Genomic DNA, 15,303 nt, shown 5'->3' with positions numbered 1-15,303 from the left:
CAGTCGGAGAACACCACCGGACGCGGGCAGCAAGATCACGGCACACTGAACCCGATTCGCGATCGCGAAGCACCGAACTCCGGCCACGGCCCTAGAGCGTCTGACCGGCTCCGAAAGACCGGCCGATACCGGGCTCTTTTGTCAGCACTGCCACGCGTGCACACCTTGGCGTGAACTTTCGTCAACCGGTATGCGGGTTACCCGCAGATCGACGGATCAGGGCACAGTGTGTACCGGTGGACCTGTTCGGGTCAGAGCCACCACCGAGGTGCCGGTGCACCCCAAGCGCAAGGACAGCGACACCAACTCGGGCGGAGAACCCACCTCCCCGGAACAGGACGCATCATGAGCGGCCCCGCACACCCCGATCACGACAAGCCTGCCGACGACGTCGCCAACCCGAAGGACGTCGACCCAATCGACGGCACCGACGAAAACGACCGCCCGGTCGACAATCCCTCCGGCTGACCTACCGTCCCTACGCCCCGCGGCCACGCGAGATCAACCGGTACCCGCTGTATCGCGCCATGCCGAGACGCATCACGGAGCAATCGGGTAACCGGTGCGCTGTGGAGTTGGCGGGCCCGTTCGGGTCAGCACCGCCACGAGGTGCTGACGTGCGTTCCCTGCCTCGCGCCTCCCGCATCGTGGCGCGGCTCGAGGCGGACGCGCTCATCACGAGATCCACCTGCAAGACCGATGGCCGAGCTGTCATCGTCACTTTGACACCTAAGGGCGAAGACGTCTTGAAGGCAGCCACGCCTCGTCACGACCGGCTCGTTCGAGAATTCCTCGTCGACGCCCTTTCCGCGGAGCAGCTGGCACAGCTGCGCAACATCGCCTCGACCCTCGAAGTCCACCTCCACCCCGACATGGCGTCACCCGTAGATCGCCAACGCGTTGTGACCGCCACCTGAGCGACCGTGCCTCGGGGCCCTGAGCGCGGAGAACAACCGTGCCGGGGGGGGTGTCATGGGTGCACGGTCGCAGACGTATACGCCAGAAGCGAGATGTCCCGGCTTTTTCGCATGTTCATCAGTGCTAGTCGGGCGACGTTGCCGCCGCTCGCGTCGTGTGAGACTCGGCGATGAGGCCACCTTGCGAGCCGCACCCGCCGCTGAGCGATCACAAAACGCCACCAACAAGCGATAAAGCCCACACTCAGGGGGGAGCGGTCGTGGCCGGCGATCGTCCGGTGGACGACCGGCTTACGAGACAGACGTTGCGTCAGCTCGCGGCGTCCTCCGCGGTCCCGTTCAGCAGGTTCGCGAGTCCCTCGGGTGCGCGGGCGCCGAAGATGAGGTCGATGGTCTCGTGTGCGGCGATGGCTTCTTCCTCGGCGCGGGCGAACATGACCTCCTCGTAGGCGGTGAGCGCGGCGTCGATGTCGTCCGGGTGGGCAACGATCGCCTCGGCGAGCTCGGCGCCGTCGAGCATCGCGGTGTTCGCGCCTTCGCCACCGGGGAGTGTGACGTGCGCTGCATCGCCGATGAGGGTCACGCCTGGGGTGTGCGGCCACCGGTGGTCGTCGGGGAGCTTGTAGATGCTCCGCAGCACGGGAGGCGTATCGGCATCTGCAATCAGCGCGACGAGCTCGGGCGCCCAGCCGTCGAACTCCGCGGCGATGCGCGCCTTGGTGCTTGCCGCGTCGGAGAAGTCGATGTCGTCGAACCAGCTGAGGGGTCTGCTCAAGATCACGTAAGTGTGGATGATCTCTCCCGCCTCGCGATGCGTAAGGAATCCTTTGCCTGGGATGAGGGCGTACATGGCGCCGTCGCCAGCAACCAGGGACGTCGTGCTGTGCCGTTCGTCGACGTCGTGGAGGAACGTGTCGATGTAGCTCATGCCCGCGTACACCGGCTTCTCGACGGAGACCAACGCTCGCACCTTCGACCACGTCCCCTCGGCGCCGACGAGCACGTCGCTGTGGGCGGTGGAGCCGTCCGTGAAGGTCAGCTCGTGGCGGCCGTCGCCGAGAGGGGCGACATCGCGGAGCTTCTTGCCCCACTGCACCGTGCCATCCGGGAGGGACTCGAGGAGGATCCGGCGGATGTCGCCCCGTCGCGCCTCGGGACTTGCCATCGACCCGTCGTCGGGCAGGTCGGCCAAAAGCGTGGCGTTCCGATCGAGGACGCGTTGTCCTGCGCCGCCGACATGGATGATCGACCGGTATTCGTTCATCAAGCCGGCCTCCTGGAGGGCGAGCTGCCCGTTGTGCTCGTGCAGGTCCAGCTGGCCGCCCTGGGAGCGGGCGCCGGCGTCGGCGTCTGCCTCGAACACAGTGACGTCGATGCCGTGCAGGTGCAGGACCCGGGCAAGGGTGAGGCCGCCGAGCCCGGCGCCGACGATGCTGACTGAAGGAGTCATGGTGTGCCTTTCTTCGAAGTTGGACCGTTGGTCCAACCGAAGTGTGGACCGACGGTCCACTTGTGTCAAGATGGGCACATGACGAACCCGGCGCCCCGCATCCACAAGCGCGTCGACGCCCTCTCCCGCGAGCAGATCGTGCAGGCGACGATCCGGCTGCTCGACTCATCCGGTGAGAGCGCGCTGACCGTCCGGGCGCTCACCGAGCATCTCTCGACCGGCCGTGGTGCGATCTACCACTACGTCACGGGCAAGGAGGAGCTCCTCGAGGCCGCAACGGACGGCATCATCAGCGCGGCGCTCGAGAGCCCCGCGAACGTTCTAGGCCCTCGCGAATCGCTCCGGCACCTCGCCCTAGCCGTGTTTGATGCCCTCACTGAGCACCACTGGGTAGGGAAGCAACTGGCGCGGGAGCCACGACAGCCTGCCGTCCTCCGCATTTGGAAGGGCATCGGAGCCGGCCTCGGGCGCTTGGGAGTGTCCGGCAGCGCCAGCGCTGATGCGGGAGCGGCGCTCATGAACTACCTGCTCGGAGCGGCGGCGCAGAACGCAGCCGCCTCTCACCACTTGCTCTCCGACAGCGACAGGCAAGCATACCTGGAGGCATTCGCGGCCGAGCTGACCCGCAGCGACTCTGATGCCGTCTCTGAGCAGACTGCCGCGGCCCTCGTGGAGCATGACGACCGTGAGCAGTTCATCAACGGCCTGAACATCTTCCTCGCCGGCATCGAGACCGGCGGGGATACCAGCGTGCGCCTGTCCCACAACCCACTGCGATAGAGGTTCAGCGCGGAACGCAAGCGCGTCGGGCAGGGCTCAGCGTCCGATGAAAGATCGGCTACCGGGACGTGAACAAACCGGAGGGCTTCGGCGAGACCTTGACCCTCCGAGACTGACCCCCTGGCCGGCCGAGTCATCATCCGCAGCACCGACCCCGGCACAGCCCCGCAATCACCAGGCGCCGAAACGTGAACCACAACGCCGCGGTGCCGGCAGCGGCAGATGCGATCGGGATTCTGCCGAGCAGCTGCAGGATCGTGAGCCGTCCCATCGAGCGTTCACACCCGAGTGCGTACCACCGAGATCACTCGCCGAGCAGGTCATCTAACACAGCCGCTGCTTCAGGGACAAAACTGTTGCAGGTTTCGCGGAACGATTTAGTCTTCGAGGGCGTCGATCAGTGGTTGGAGGATTGCGTGCATCTGAGCGCCAGCAGCCTCACCATCCCCCGCCACGATGGCGTGCACTAAATCCCGGTGTTCACGAGAGAACTGGTCCTCATCACCAGACACGTCGGCATCGAGTGCATCCGCGAACACCGCGACCAGGCCCTCGTAAACCTCTGCGAGGAGCGTGTTCGACGATGCGATAATGATCGCGACGTGGAGTGCAGTGTCTGCGGCAAGACGGTCTGCCCGATCACCTGTGCACCATGCCGTCCGGCGCGCTTCGAGCAGCGCCAGCAGGCCTTCGGCTTGCGCGTCCGACCGGCGCCGAGCCGCCAACCGTGCGGCAACCGTGTCGAGCGCAAGTCGAAGTTCGAGGGTGTCACGCCGCGGATTCGCGGCGGCACGACGACTCAACGCACCCCCGAGGTCCGATCGCGCAGTGACGAACGTGCCCCGACCCTGCTCACGGCGCAGCATCCCCGCCTGAACGAGTGAACTGACGGCTTCACGAACCGTGTTGCGTCCAGCACCGCTCCAAGCAACGAGCTCGGATTCGACCGGGATGCGCAACCCAACAGGCCAGCGCCCCGACGTGATCTCATCTCGGATGGCGTCGACCACACGGTCACCGAGCGCTCCGCGGGACTCATGCACAGACACGCCTCCAACTTAGACAATGAAATTCATGGGATGATCCCATCTATGCCTCCTTTTGCCCTGCCCGCCCCGAGGAGGGCTAGCGGCCTCATCCTCCTCCTTGCGGTGTGTCTCACGGCCTTGAACTTGCGCACCGCCGTGACCGGGTTTTCAGCAGTCGTCGACATCGTGCAGGAGTCCCTGCTATTCGGGCCGACGGTCACGGGGCTGCTCGGGACGCTGATCACCGGGTGCTTCGCGGCGTGCGCGTTCGTCGCGCCGGTACTCGCGCGACGCTTCGGGCTCGAGCATGCAGTCCTGGGTGCCGTGGCGATCACGACTGTCGGCCTCGCGCTCCGCGCGGCGGCCGAGTCGGCTGGAATGCTGATTGCGGCGACGGTCGTCGGCTTCGCCGGAGTCGGCGCGGCCAACGTTCTGCTGATCCCGATCGTCAAGGAGCACTTCCCCGACCGGGTGAAGGCGGTCAGCACGCTGTACATGCTCTTGCTACAGGTGGGGCAATTCGTGGCGCCGGTGGTGGGCGTCAAACTGGCAACCGCTGCCGGTTGGCGTGTCTCGCTCGGGCTGTGGCCGGCGCTCACCGGGATCGCGACGCTGCTCTGGTTGGTCGTCGTGCTCAGGACGAGCCGACGGGCCGGCCTGGCCGAAGCCGAAGCTGAATCCCCACGCGTTGCACCACCGGTTCGGCGTGTCACCGGCCAGCGTCCGTCGACCGCGACTCTCGGACTCGTCGGCCTGATGGCCATGACGGCGTTGCATACCTACGCGCTCATCACGTGGATACCGTCGATGTTCGCCGACGCCGGGCTCAGCGCCGTGACGAGCGCGACGCTGCTATCGCTGTTCTCCGCGATGGGTCTGCTCGCCGCATTGGTCATACCAGGACTTGCAGGACACATGCGGAACCCGTTTCCGATCGTCGTCATCTGCGTCGCCCTCCTCCTCGCTGGGTACCTCGGGATGCTGAGCGCTCCAGCCAGCGGCGCAGCTCTGTGGGCAGTGCTTCTCGGCCTCGGGGTCAGCACGTTCCCGCTGACACTCACCCTGATCGGCCTGCGGAGCAGTACCGCGGCCGAGTCCGCGTCGCTCTCCGGCATCGTGCAAGGTGTCGGCTACGGCATCGGCTGTATCGGGCCACTTGCACTCGGAGCGCTTAACACTGCGACCGGATCATGGGATTCGTCCTACGCAGTGCTGATCGCTTCGCTCGCGGTCACACTGATCGCCGGCTGGAACGCTTGCCGTCCCGTAACCAGCCTCGGCAACCGCGAATAATCTCCTTGATCGTCACAGCCGAATCTTTCGTCTGGTCCGGGAGCGCTCAGACGCTGACGTTGAGGCGTGAGTTGTAGTCGCGGCAACAGTCGTGGGCCCAATCGGCAGTGACCCATCCAAAGGTTGCGGCGTAGTCGCGGGCGCGCTGGTAGGTGTCGGCGGAAGGGCCTGAGACGGCGATCATGTGCTCGCAGTCCGCAGTGTCGCAGGTGAGCACCGCGGCGGGGTGGGCGGTCACCGTTCCCGCCCGTCGTCGCCACGGGTGCGGTCACGCTCGCGCGCCTGGCGGTCGCGCTCGGCGGCCTTGCGCTGCTCGTCGGCGGGATCGCGGTCGCGGGCGGTGGCAGTGACGCCGACCTGGCGGAGCCGTTCGGCTCGGCGCTGGGCCTCTTGACGGTTCTGCTCGCGGAGAGTCTCGGCAACGCTGCGGGGCCGGGCCGGGGTCGGGCTGACCTGCTCGCGGGTCCGTCGCGCTGCGGCGGTCACTTCGGCGGCCGCGCGCTCGCGCACCGCCTGCTCGGCCGGCGGCTGCGTCGTGAGAGCCGACTTGTGCATGGCCGTCACTCGCGCATGCAGCTCCACACCGATGGTCTGCTCCCGGTACTGCTTCGGCACGGCCACGCCAGCGTCCTCGATCCCGTAGCGGGTGCGGAACGTGTCCACCTCGGCAGCGAGCAGCGTCCACGCCTCACGGCGCTCAGCGGCCGCCGGGACGTCGCCAAGCTGCTCGGCCCACGCAGGTTGTTCCGCGGCGATCGTCGCGCCCCGCTCCTCGAGGCGGACGGCGATGTACTCGTACCGCTCCTGGAGGTGGTCCCGCCAGGCCGGGTCGGTGTGCGGGGAGTCGAGCGCGCCGCGGTCGGCGATCGAGCGGGGCACCCGGTGGTCGGGCTCGTCCGCGCCGAACGACTCCGTGTACTCGGCCACGTCGGCCTTCACGCGGGCGGCAAGCACCGCGGGCTCGTTCGCTGCACCGCCGAGGGTGTCCTTCGTCCACGCCTGGTACAGCGCGTCCGCGGGGTCGTAGCCGGCACGCTCGGCACTGGCGAGGGACGCCAGCCTGCTGCACGTGGTCGCGGGCTCGATTATCCGCGCACAGATCGAACTCCTCCCCCGGATCACCGGGGCGATCCAGGGGATCTGGGGTCCCCTCGTGCAACAGCACCTCGACGCTGTCGCCGGCATGGTCCAGGCCATCGAAGCAGTAGACAAAGAGCGAGCAATCGCCGCGCGGACGACGCCAGGGTTCGACGCGCTGTTCCACCACATCCACGTACTGCCCGCCTCATAGCAGGCTTCAATGTCGAACTCCTCACTGGAGGATGCGCACGCCGCTCCTGATGGCTACCGGCGGCAAGCTACCCTCTGGATACTCGGGCACTTGACACCGAAGCCTCGCAATCTGCTATCTGACATACGAAGCCATACCTCGTCCTCATTGACGGGCGACAAAATCCGTTCAGTACCACACTGCGACCCGCGGGTTCTGCTTCCAGTACTCCGCGCCCAGCGCGCGGAGTCGCGTGATCCGTTCCCGGATGCGAGCATCAAGGTCCTCAAACTCGTCGAGCACGTCCATTGCGGCATACGTGCGGTCTCGCTTCCGGTCAGTGACAGCCTCGACTACGCGGGCCTCCTCGAGAACCTGCACGCCGCGGTACACGCTTCGCTCCGGAATGTCCTGCACCTCGTCGACGAGCTGCTCGACGGTGAAGACCGGCATGGTGAGCAGGACCGGCAGGATGCGGTCGGCAGCGCTGCCTGCGCGCGGGCTGGCTTGCTCTCGCCAGGCATCCTCGTACTGTGCGAATGCGCGCGCGGTACCGCGGGCCTCGCGGGCCGCCGTCTCGACGCAGAGCGCCAGGTCGGTGACGATCGGCTCCACGTTCCCGGCGCGGTAGGCGGTGAGGAGCGAGAAGTAGTGCGTCGTGTCGGCGGCGAGGGCGCTGGCGACCGGGAGCACGGTGTGCGGCGTCACACCCCGCCGACGCAGGATGGCGCCGATGAGCGCCCGGCCGATGCGGCCGTTGCCGTCGGTGAACGGGTGGATGCTCTCGAAGTGGGCATGCGCGATCGCGGCCTGGGTGACGGGTTCGACGTCGTCGCGGTTGGCGAACACGATCAGATCCTCGAGCAGCGCCGGCACCTCTTCCGGCGGCGGCGGGACGTAGAGCGCGCCGCGGGGCGAGTACTGGGAGCCGCCGATCCAGTTCTGCACGTCGCGGACGCGGCCAGCGTAGGGACGCTCGGCCACGTCCGGGTCATCCTGCATGAGCGCCTGGTGCGCAGCGAGGATCTCGTCGAGCGTGATCACCAGGCTCGATGCGTCGATGAGCTTCGTGATCGCGGCTCCTGCGGCGACCATCGACATCGCGGACGTGTTCTCCTTCAGCCCGCCAATGGCGCGAGCGAACGCTATCGGGGACGCCTCGACGTGTTCGATGCGGCTGGACGCGACGGACTCCATGCGGATGAGGAACCCTGCGAGGGGACTGAGCACGCCGTCTGCCACCCGCTCGAGGTCCGCGGCCTCGTAGCGAGCCCGGGCGAGGTCGCGCTCAGCGATGGCCGGAACGTCGGCGTCTGCGATCATCGGCGGGATGGACACCGTGACCGCTGCGAGGGTCCGGTCCTCCCGAGTGCCGCGACGGCTCGTGCTCGTCCAGGGGACGACGCGCCTGCTGTGCGCCGGCCAGTTCGTCATCGCGGCTCCTTTCTGGCGATAGCTACGTCGATAATGTCAGTTATTTAGAATAAGTGACAGCGACGCCAGAGATGCTGCCACGGAGGTTCCGCGGGCTTGGCGCGCTGGTTAGGCAGATGAGAAGCGCCGCGCGACCGCCGCCGCGACGCCCACCACGTCCACCGGCCCATCGACAGCGGCGAGCTGCTTCGCGAGCTTCTTCGGCCAGCAGACGTCGATGCCGCGGGTGGTGAACGAGCCGCCGAAGAGCGGCCAGTCCGCGTCAACGAAGCAGAACGCACCGCGCACGGGTATCGGGCCCACGACCTCCTGGACGAGCGCCGCCTGACGGAGTGCACCGTCGACGAGCTTCATTCGGTCGCCGCCCACGATGAGCCTCTCCGTGCGGGCTCGGAACAGGCCGCCCTCGACCTGGAGCCGCGGCCGCTTGTCGCGGTATCGCTTGGCGTCGACGGCCCAGACGCCGACGCGGGTGATCACGATGTGGTCGATGTTCGCTCGGGAGCCGAGCGATACGGCGGTCGTGGAGCACGGCGAGGTGCTCGGCGGCAACGGCGTCGAGAACCCGGCTGACGACAGCTTCACCAGCGGCTCCGGACTTCCACGCGACAGTGCTCTGTCGCTCGCTCGAGAGCGCCACGGCGATCGTGCCGATGCGCCCCTCACTCCACGTCTGTCGGATCTTTACCGCGTCGCGGGCCCGCCTGGGTCCAGTGGGCCTGACAACCGAAGCGCCCCGTGATGCTGGTTCGAGCTAGCGATCGCTATCGGGCGCTATCCCATGCTTGCTGGTGCTGGCAAAGGGTTCGAGTGCAGCATCGAGGGCTCGGGCATCTTGCCAGAGGGCCGTGATGCGAGCGAGTACGTGATCGGCAGCGCTGTCAGCAGCGCCGAGCGCGGCGTATGTCTCCGGCAGCGTGAGTTCGTCGAAGCGGGACCCTGCGCGCACTACCGGCCCGACAGCCTCCCGCTCCGTCCCGTGCGCAGCGGCGACGCGTCTGACGGGGACGATGCCCGTGATCGACCGACCGGACAAGGTCACCCCGGTCTGGGCCCACCCGTGAACGTCTAACGGCAACAGCAGCTGCTCCGCTCGCCGCCACTCCCCCGGTACCGGCTGCTCGCAGTCATGCACGTCGAGGTTGCCTCTCGTGGGATCGAGCAAACGAACGACGTCGCCGCGGAACCCGGTCCACACCGGACCCACGATCCGCAACCACCGGGTCACCGCGCACGCAGCACACGCAGCCGGATCATCCGCGGAAGGGACCACCTTTCCGCGGATCCGCACGATGCTCGTCACCGCGACCTCGCCCGCCGTGACGGTTTGCGCCTCTCGGCGGGTGAGGTGCAGCACGCCAAGGAGGACGATGAGGAAGGCGTCGCGGCGGCCGCGGAGACCAAGCGGATAGCGGTACTTCGGAATCGCCGCGAGCACCTCGCGGACATCCACACTGTGCGGGGCCGACTGGTGCGGCCACACGCGCCCCTGCAACGCCGGAAGCGGATCCGGATAGCCGGCGGCGAGGTGGTGCGCGCGAATGCTGGAGCGCCGGAGTCGCTGCGTCGACGCCGCGCCGGGGAACGCGGCGAGGAACTGCTCGATCGTTGCCGGCGCCGCCGGCAACGACGCCTGGCTGGTCGCAGCGCACCATGCCACGAACCGGTTCCAGTGCGCCCCAAACGACCCCTGCTCGCTGCGAAGTTTAGGGTCGAACTGGAGGGAAGTTTGGGGGGTCATAGCCGCATCCGGGTGACGGCGTTGCGGACCAGGGGCGTGTACTCGCGGTCGTAGATCTGCAGGGTGGCGGCGTTGGTGTGGTGGGTCTGGTTCATGATCTCCACATCCGTCGCGCCCGCGTTCCGCGCCTCGGTGACGAACCCGGCACGGAGCGAGTGCCCGGACCACCCCTCCTCCCCCAACCCCGCCGCTCGCGCACGGCGCGCGACGGCTTTCCCGACCGTTGTCGGGCTGATGCCGGTGTCCCGGAACAGACCCCACTTCGACACTGCGCGGAAGAACGGCATCGACGGCGGCAACCGGTCGGGTCCGAGCCCATCTGCACAGACATGGACGGACAAGCCCGCGCCAGCGAGTGCCGCGAACAGGCCGGCTTCTCCTCGGGTGTCCTGTGCGGCCATCAGCCGATAGAGCCGGACGAAGGCGCACGGCGCGCAGGTGACCGGGTTCGCGCCCTGCTTGAGCGCCTTCACCCGCCCAACCCCGTCCTGATCGGTCTTCGACCGCCGCACGCGCGCGTAGACACACTCACCATCGACGAGGCGGATGTCGGCGACGGTGAGGGCGGTCAGTTCGGACTCGCGGAACGCACCGACGAACCCGAACAGCAGCAACGCGTGGTCCCGGATTCCGAGCGCGCCGGTCTGCAGGTCGGTGACGTCGATCGTCAGCAGGGTCGTCTGCAGGGTCTGCAACGTCATCGGCTTTGCCCGCCGGACCGGCACCGACCGGGTCCGGCGGATCCCTTTCAGGACGTCGCGGACGATCGGGGTGGAGCCGGGTGGGGTGTGGCCGCGGCGGGTGTGTTCCCAGTCGATCGCGGCGACGTAGCGGCTGATCGTCGCCGGCGCATACCGCTGCCCACCATCCGGCAGAACAGCATTGGCCTTGTCCGCGAGGAACGCTGCGACCTCGGCAGGGTCGACCGGCGCCGTCGACATCTGCTCGAGCTCGTGCGCCTCGGAGATCTCGTGGTCGAGGAAGCCGGCGCGCCACCGGGCGAACTGGCGCAGGTCCGACCGGTACGCACGGACCGTGTTCAGCGACAGGGACGCCTCAGCGAACACCTGCGGCGACGCGTCCGCCTGAACCACCACGTTGCCTCGATCAACCGGGTTCCCCTCCCCCGCTGCCATGCGAAGCCGCGCGAATGCCGTCCGGGACCGCTCCGCGGCCGCACGCTGCTCCGCTGACGCAGCCTAGTCATTCTCGGAACGTAAGAGCGGGGGTGGAAGTGGTACTTGCCTGGTAGCTCGCGGTTGCACCGTCGGTCAGACGCGAGGCAAACCATCATTTCACAAGAGTTCCACGTCCGAACTGGCGGCTGCTTCCTCCGCGAGGGCCGCGTCTGGAAGCAGTGAGGGTGCTGTGACGGCCGGTCGTGGCGATACCTTGTGGTTGCGTGCCCGCTCGAACTGCAGGGTGAAGACGTCGGGGCGGGAGTAGTGGCCGACGGGGTCCGCGGCGTTCTTCGCGGCCAAGATCGCGCCGTAGTCGATGTCCGCGTAGAGGATGCCCTCTTCCGTCTGGGCGAGCGGTGTGGCCAGTGAGCGTCCGTCCGGCCCGTAGATCCGGGCGTGGCCGCCGCCGAGCGACAGGAACTGCCGCTTTTGCTCGGAGTTGGCGAACAGTGCCTGGGCCGCCTCGCCAATGATCCCGCAAGGAGAGAGCACGAACACCTGCCCCTCGACCGCGTACTGCTGCGCCGCGGCTGTGTTGACCTCCGGCCCGAGCGCGTGGACGGCTCCCTCGAAGATCGAGAAGCTTGGCCACGCGGCGACGTGGAGCTGCTCGTCCTGCGAGAACATCGCGTACTTCGTCAGGGGTTGGATGTGCTCCCAGCAGCAGAGCGAACCGACGCGCCCGAGCTCCGAGTCCACCACGACGACGTCGGAACCGTCGCCCTCGCCGAAGTGGGCGCGCTCTACATGGGTGGGCTTGAGCTTGCGGCGCGTGATCCGGGTGGTGCCGTCCTTATCGATGTGCGCCTGCCCCATGTAGAGCGAGCCGTGGTCGCGTTCGCTGTACCCGAGCGCGATGGCGATGCCGAGGCTGCGAGCCGCGTCCTCGAGCCGGGTGAACTCGGCGCTGCCGACCTCGAGGGAGTTCTGCGCGTACGGGACGACGAACTGCGACTGCCAGGCCACTGAGTCGAGCCAGAGGAACCACGGGTAGCCTGGAATCCAGGTTTCGGGGAAGGCAATGATCTCGGCACCGTTTTTCGCGGCCTCGGTCGCCAGGGCGATCGTCTTGTCGATCCCGCCTCGGAGATTGTTCCAGACCGGTTCGGCCTGAACGGCGGCCGCGCGGAATGTCTTGGTGTAATCGGTCATGGTCGGGCCTCTCGGTCGGCTGACTGCTCCAGCGCGGGGCTGGACTGATGCAGCGACGCTAGGTCAACCCGTCCGCCCCGGATCCGACGATCCGCGCACGGTGTCCGACGATCCGCGCACGGTCCACCCTGTATACGACGATCCGTGCACGACCAGGCACTGGAGCCCGGATCGGAAACGTGGTTGAAACGATGGGCACCGCTCGTCGAAACGCCCTGATCGTAGGGTGAATGCGTGTCCACGGTCCGCATCGACTCTCCCGAGGAGTGGGCGCACGCCTGCAGTGCAGCCTTCGTCCCGCTCGGTGTTCGCGCGGCAGGGCCGGCGTTCCGCGCGCACCTCGAACAGGTCGCGCTGCCGGGCGGGGTTCGTGTCACTCGTGTCGGATCTGAGCGGTCCGAGGTCTTTCGCAGCGCCCGGACCATCGCGCAGGCCCCCCGCGACGACATCCTGCTTGCCTTCCACGAAAAGGGCCGCGGCCGGGTGCACCAAGACGACCGCACCGTCTCGCTGGGTACCGGCACCGCTGTCTTCTACGACACGGCGGCCCCGTACACGCTCGACTTCCCCTCAACGATGATCGAAACCATCGTGCAGTTCCCGCGCAGCGTCCTCGGACGAGAGCGGCAAGACCTGTCGGATCTGACCGCCCGATCACTGCCCGCAACACCCATCACGCGGGCCCTCACCACCTTGGCGACATGTGTGCTTGAAGACGAGATGGCCGAAGACACCAGCCAACGAGCGGCGCTTGGTGAGGCGATCAGCACCCTGCTCGGCGGAACGTTCGGCCGTTCATCCGCCCAGATGAGCCCGGCGGTAAACCGTGCGTCGCTCGCTCGACTGATGCTCGCGTTCATCGACCAGCACGTCGAAGACCCTGACCTGTCACCTCCCGCACTTGCCGCGGCGCACCATGTGTCAATTCGGTCCGTGCACAGCGCCTTCGAGTCCCTCGACGTCTCTGCGGCTGGGGCCATCCGTGCGGCTCGGCTCCGCCATGCACGGCACCTCCTCGAACGAGGCGTTACCGTCCACGCGGCAGCCCTGGCGTCGGGCTTCACCAGCCCAGACACCTTCACACGCGCCCACCGACGCGCATTCGGAATCCCTCCTTCTCGAAACCGCGACACCACGCAACAGCCCTAGCTCCACACGCCACTCCCGGGGCCGAGATCGCACCTACGGATTCGCCCTGACCGCAAATCGATTCAAGTAATGCCGCTTCTCGGACCGTGCTGGGCTGGAAGCGGCTACTCGTAGAGTCGACCGACATCCCGGGCCGCTGGCAGCAGAATGCCCCGCCGCCCCGGTGAGGGGCAGGCGGGGCCGGAGCGGGCCTCCCGTCCGTCACGCGGGCACGCGACGGACGGGAGACGGCAGTCCTGTTCGACCGTCAGCGCTGTGCGCGACGACGACGCAGGGCGCGGGCACCGATCAGGCCGGCACAGGCGACGAGCAGACCGAGGGCCCAAGGCAGGAGGCCGGTGGCGTCCGAACCCGTGTACGCGAGCTGCCCACCACGGTTCATCGGGGTGACCGGAGCGGCCACGGGCGTCGGAGCGGCCGGCGTGACGACAGTGGTGGTGGCGGGCTGAACCTCGACGGAGAACGAGGTGCTGAACGACCCGAGGGCAACGGACAGGGTGTGGGTCGAGGCGTGCGGGAACGTGACGCCGACGATGCCGAAGTCGCCGAGCTCGGGGTCGGGCGCGATGACGTCACTGGCCACGTCGGACGTGACGGTCGGCAGGACGTCCTCGTGCGGCCGGCCGTGCCTGTAATGCACGGACGGTACTGATCAGCAGCACCGCATCCCCCAGACTGAAGCGCAACAGCTGCAGTTCATGCGCGAGCCGCAGCCACGCCACACCATCCATTCCCAAATCACCACGCACAGGCTGCAGGCCACTCCCAATCCCAGAATGGGAGCGGCCGGACTGTCAGTGTCGTGACAGTCCGGCCGGAGCCCCAGCAACGATGCTCGAGGTGAGCGTAACCAGGGCAGATGGTGTGAGGGGGATCACCCGCCGATGACGGACGGGAGGCCCGTGGCGAGCTGGCACCTCTCCCTCGCAGGCTCGGTCGGCGCGCCCCGCGCAACGCTTCGCGTTGCCGCTGAGCGGGGCGCGCCCGTCCGCCTGTCGGTTCAGACGCCGGCCGTGGTCTTGATCCAGGACGAGGCCTGCGACAGCAGGGCGTAGTTGGAGCCGGCCTTGGTGTTCGCGCCGGGGTCGGCGCTGTCACCGGTGGAGCAGACGGCGACGACCTTGCCGTTCACGAGCAGCGGGCCGCCGGAGTCACCGTGGTTCGAGGCGCCGGTCACACCCGTGAGGTGCTGGGCACGACCGCTGTAGGCATCGGTGCTCGCGCCGGTGAGCGAGACGGTGGCCTGGTAGAGCCCGTCGGACTGGGTCGCGTTCGCGCGCAGGCCGTAGCCCTGGATGGTGCCGGTCCCGCTCGACTTGGCGGTCGCGGTGAGGTCGAGGGGCGCGTAGGTGGACAGCGAGTAGGCGGTCCGCAGGTGGACGAGGGCGATGTCGCCCGCGGGCGAGGCACTGACGCGGTCGACGGCGACGGCCGTGCCCCGGTTGGTCGTGGAGTTCGAGTGGTAGACGTTCATCGCACCGATGCCGTCGATGCAGTGCCGGGCGGTGAGGATCCACGAGGCGTTGATCTGCTCACCGGTGCAGTTGCTGACGTAGCCGGACGGGATGGAGCCGCCCGAGGCCTCGAGCTGGACCGCCCACGAGGTGGTGGGGGCCTTCTCGCCGCCGACGACCTTCGTGCTGGCCGGCAGTGCCGAGGCGGGTGACGCGGCGAACACGCCCGCGGTGATGACGGCCGCGGCGGCGAACGCGGCTGCGATGGACTTCTTCATGACGACTCCTCTGTCGGGGGAAGTACCTGACCCGTTGCGTTGTGCAACTGGTCAGCATCCTGACCCTCGTTCGAGGGCCGCACCAGTCCGCACTTCGGCGGACGCCGAGCCCTACCAAGTCGTCGCGCCCCCTGACAGGATACGAAGAATCACCCATCCTGCGCGCTGAGCCGGAC

17 protein-coding genes are annotated in these 15,303 nt (G+C 67.8%); 6 read left to right on the top strand and 11 right to left on the bottom strand.

What is annotated here, in order from left to right:
- The first annotated feature begins 345 nt into the window (after nucleotides 1-345).
- Nucleotides 346-468 carry a hypothetical protein gene (locus tag KZI27_RS20090; protein WP_261783850.1) on the top strand — a complete coding sequence of 41 codons (123 nt, stop codon included), beginning with the start codon at nucleotides 346-348 and terminating at the stop codon, nucleotides 466-468.
- Between the two features lie 149 nt (nucleotides 469-617).
- The gene (locus tag KZI27_RS00250; protein WP_222657454.1) at nucleotides 618-917 is read left to right on the top strand and encodes a MarR family winged helix-turn-helix transcriptional regulator; all 300 of its coding nucleotides are present in this window, start codon (nucleotides 618-620) and stop codon (nucleotides 915-917) included.
- Nucleotides 918-1,227: 310 nt separating this feature from the next.
- On the opposite strand, the gene KZI27_RS00245 is transcribed toward KZI27_RS00250, so the two are convergent.
- Complete coding sequence (locus KZI27_RS00245; protein WP_111085062.1) at nucleotides 1,228-2,367, bottom strand: FAD-dependent oxidoreductase; 1,140 nt, start codon at nucleotides 2,365-2,367, stop codon at nucleotides 1,228-1,230.
- Nucleotides 2,368-2,445: 78 nt separating this feature from the next.
- On the opposite strand from KZI27_RS00245, the gene KZI27_RS00240 reads away from it, so the two are divergent.
- Nucleotides 2,446-3,147 carry a TetR/AcrR family transcriptional regulator gene (locus tag KZI27_RS00240; protein WP_222657513.1) on the top strand — a complete coding sequence of 234 codons (702 nt, stop codon included), beginning with the start codon at nucleotides 2,446-2,448 and terminating at the stop codon, nucleotides 3,145-3,147.
- A gap of 377 nt (nucleotides 3,148-3,524) precedes the next feature.
- On the opposite strand, the gene KZI27_RS00235 is transcribed toward KZI27_RS00240, so the two are convergent.
- The gene (locus tag KZI27_RS00235) at nucleotides 3,525-4,157 is read right to left on the bottom strand and encodes a FadR/GntR family transcriptional regulator (protein WP_222659011.1); all 633 of its coding nucleotides are present in this window, start codon (nucleotides 4,155-4,157) and stop codon (nucleotides 3,525-3,527) included.
- 156 nt (nucleotides 4,158-4,313) lie between these two features.
- Here KZI27_RS00235 and KZI27_RS00230 point away from each other — a divergent pair, with 156 nt between their 5' ends.
- The gene (locus KZI27_RS00230; RefSeq protein WP_222657512.1) at nucleotides 4,314-5,468 is read left to right on the top strand and encodes an MFS transporter; all 1,155 of its coding nucleotides are present in this window, start codon (nucleotides 4,314-4,316) and stop codon (nucleotides 5,466-5,468) included.
- A gap of 46 nt (nucleotides 5,469-5,514) precedes the next feature.
- On the opposite strand, the gene KZI27_RS00225 is transcribed toward KZI27_RS00230, so the two are convergent.
- Both KZI27_RS00225 and KZI27_RS00220 read right to left on the bottom strand, forming a co-directional pair.
- Entirely contained in the window at nucleotides 5,515-5,706 is a 192-nt protein-coding gene (locus KZI27_RS00225) for a hypothetical protein (protein WP_222657511.1), read from the bottom strand.
- Nucleotides 5,703-6,422: a hypothetical protein gene (locus tag KZI27_RS00220; protein ID WP_222657510.1), complete on the bottom strand. Its 720-nt coding sequence runs from the start codon at nucleotides 6,420-6,422 to the stop codon at nucleotides 5,703-5,705. Before KZI27_RS00220 ends, KZI27_RS00225 begins: the two co-directional genes overlap by 4 nt.
- A 115-nt stretch (nucleotides 6,423-6,537) precedes the next feature.
- Here KZI27_RS00220 and KZI27_RS00215 point away from each other — a divergent pair, with 115 nt between their 5' ends.
- Nucleotides 6,538-6,759, top strand: coding sequence for a hypothetical protein (locus tag KZI27_RS00215; protein ID WP_222657509.1), 222 nt, complete (start codon nucleotides 6,538-6,540; stop codon nucleotides 6,757-6,759).
- Nucleotides 6,760-6,927: 168 nt separating this feature from the next.
- On the opposite strand, the gene KZI27_RS00210 is transcribed toward KZI27_RS00215, so the two are convergent.
- From KZI27_RS00210 to KZI27_RS00190, 5 genes are all read right to left on the bottom strand, one after another.
- Nucleotides 6,928-8,172 (bottom strand): Fic family protein, encoded by a 1,245-nt coding sequence (locus KZI27_RS00210; protein WP_222657508.1) that lies wholly within the window; start codon nucleotides 8,170-8,172, stop codon nucleotides 6,928-6,930.
- 108 nt (nucleotides 8,173-8,280) lie between these two features.
- Nucleotides 8,281-8,757: a nuclease-related domain-containing protein gene (locus tag KZI27_RS00205; protein WP_222657507.1), complete on the bottom strand. Its 477-nt coding sequence runs from the start codon at nucleotides 8,755-8,757 to the stop codon at nucleotides 8,281-8,283.
- A 169-nt stretch (nucleotides 8,758-8,926) separates the two neighbouring features.
- Nucleotides 8,927-9,913: a hypothetical protein gene (locus KZI27_RS00200; RefSeq protein WP_222657506.1), complete on the bottom strand. Its 987-nt coding sequence runs from the start codon at nucleotides 9,911-9,913 to the stop codon at nucleotides 8,927-8,929.
- Nucleotides 9,910-11,010, bottom strand: a complete 1,101-nt coding sequence (locus KZI27_RS00195; RefSeq protein WP_222657505.1) for a tyrosine-type recombinase/integrase — start codon at nucleotides 11,008-11,010, stop codon at nucleotides 9,910-9,912. The genes KZI27_RS00200 and KZI27_RS00195 overlap by 4 nt, the downstream gene beginning before the upstream one ends.
- A 198-nt stretch (nucleotides 11,011-11,208) precedes the next feature.
- Complete coding sequence (locus KZI27_RS00190; RefSeq protein WP_222657504.1) at nucleotides 11,209-12,246, bottom strand: carbon-nitrogen hydrolase family protein; 1,038 nt, start codon at nucleotides 12,244-12,246, stop codon at nucleotides 11,209-11,211.
- A gap of 234 nt (nucleotides 12,247-12,480) precedes the next feature.
- On the opposite strand from KZI27_RS00190, the gene KZI27_RS00185 reads away from it, so the two are divergent.
- On the top strand, nucleotides 12,481-13,395 hold the full coding sequence (locus KZI27_RS00185; RefSeq protein WP_222657503.1) for a helix-turn-helix domain-containing protein: 915 nt from the start codon (nucleotides 12,481-12,483) through the stop codon (nucleotides 13,393-13,395).
- Between the two features lie 247 nt (nucleotides 13,396-13,642).
- On the opposite strand, the gene KZI27_RS00180 is transcribed toward KZI27_RS00185, so the two are convergent.
- Both KZI27_RS00180 and KZI27_RS00175 read right to left on the bottom strand, forming a co-directional pair.
- Complete coding sequence (locus KZI27_RS00180) at nucleotides 13,643-14,035, bottom strand: hypothetical protein (protein ID WP_222657502.1); 393 nt, start codon at nucleotides 14,033-14,035, stop codon at nucleotides 13,643-13,645.
- 360 nt (nucleotides 14,036-14,395) lie between these two features.
- Nucleotides 14,396-15,127: a S1 family peptidase gene (locus tag KZI27_RS00175; RefSeq protein ID WP_222657501.1), complete on the bottom strand. Its 732-nt coding sequence runs from the start codon at nucleotides 15,125-15,127 to the stop codon at nucleotides 14,396-14,398.
- Between the last annotated feature and the right edge of the window lie 176 nt (nucleotides 15,128-15,303).

The organism is Curtobacterium sp. TC1 (genome assembly GCF_019844075.1).
Lineage (GTDB): Bacteria > Actinomycetota > Actinomycetes > Actinomycetales > Microbacteriaceae > Curtobacterium.
The sequence above is the reverse complement of the archived record's forward strand: the minus strand, read 5'-3'. Positions and strand labels throughout refer to the sequence as shown.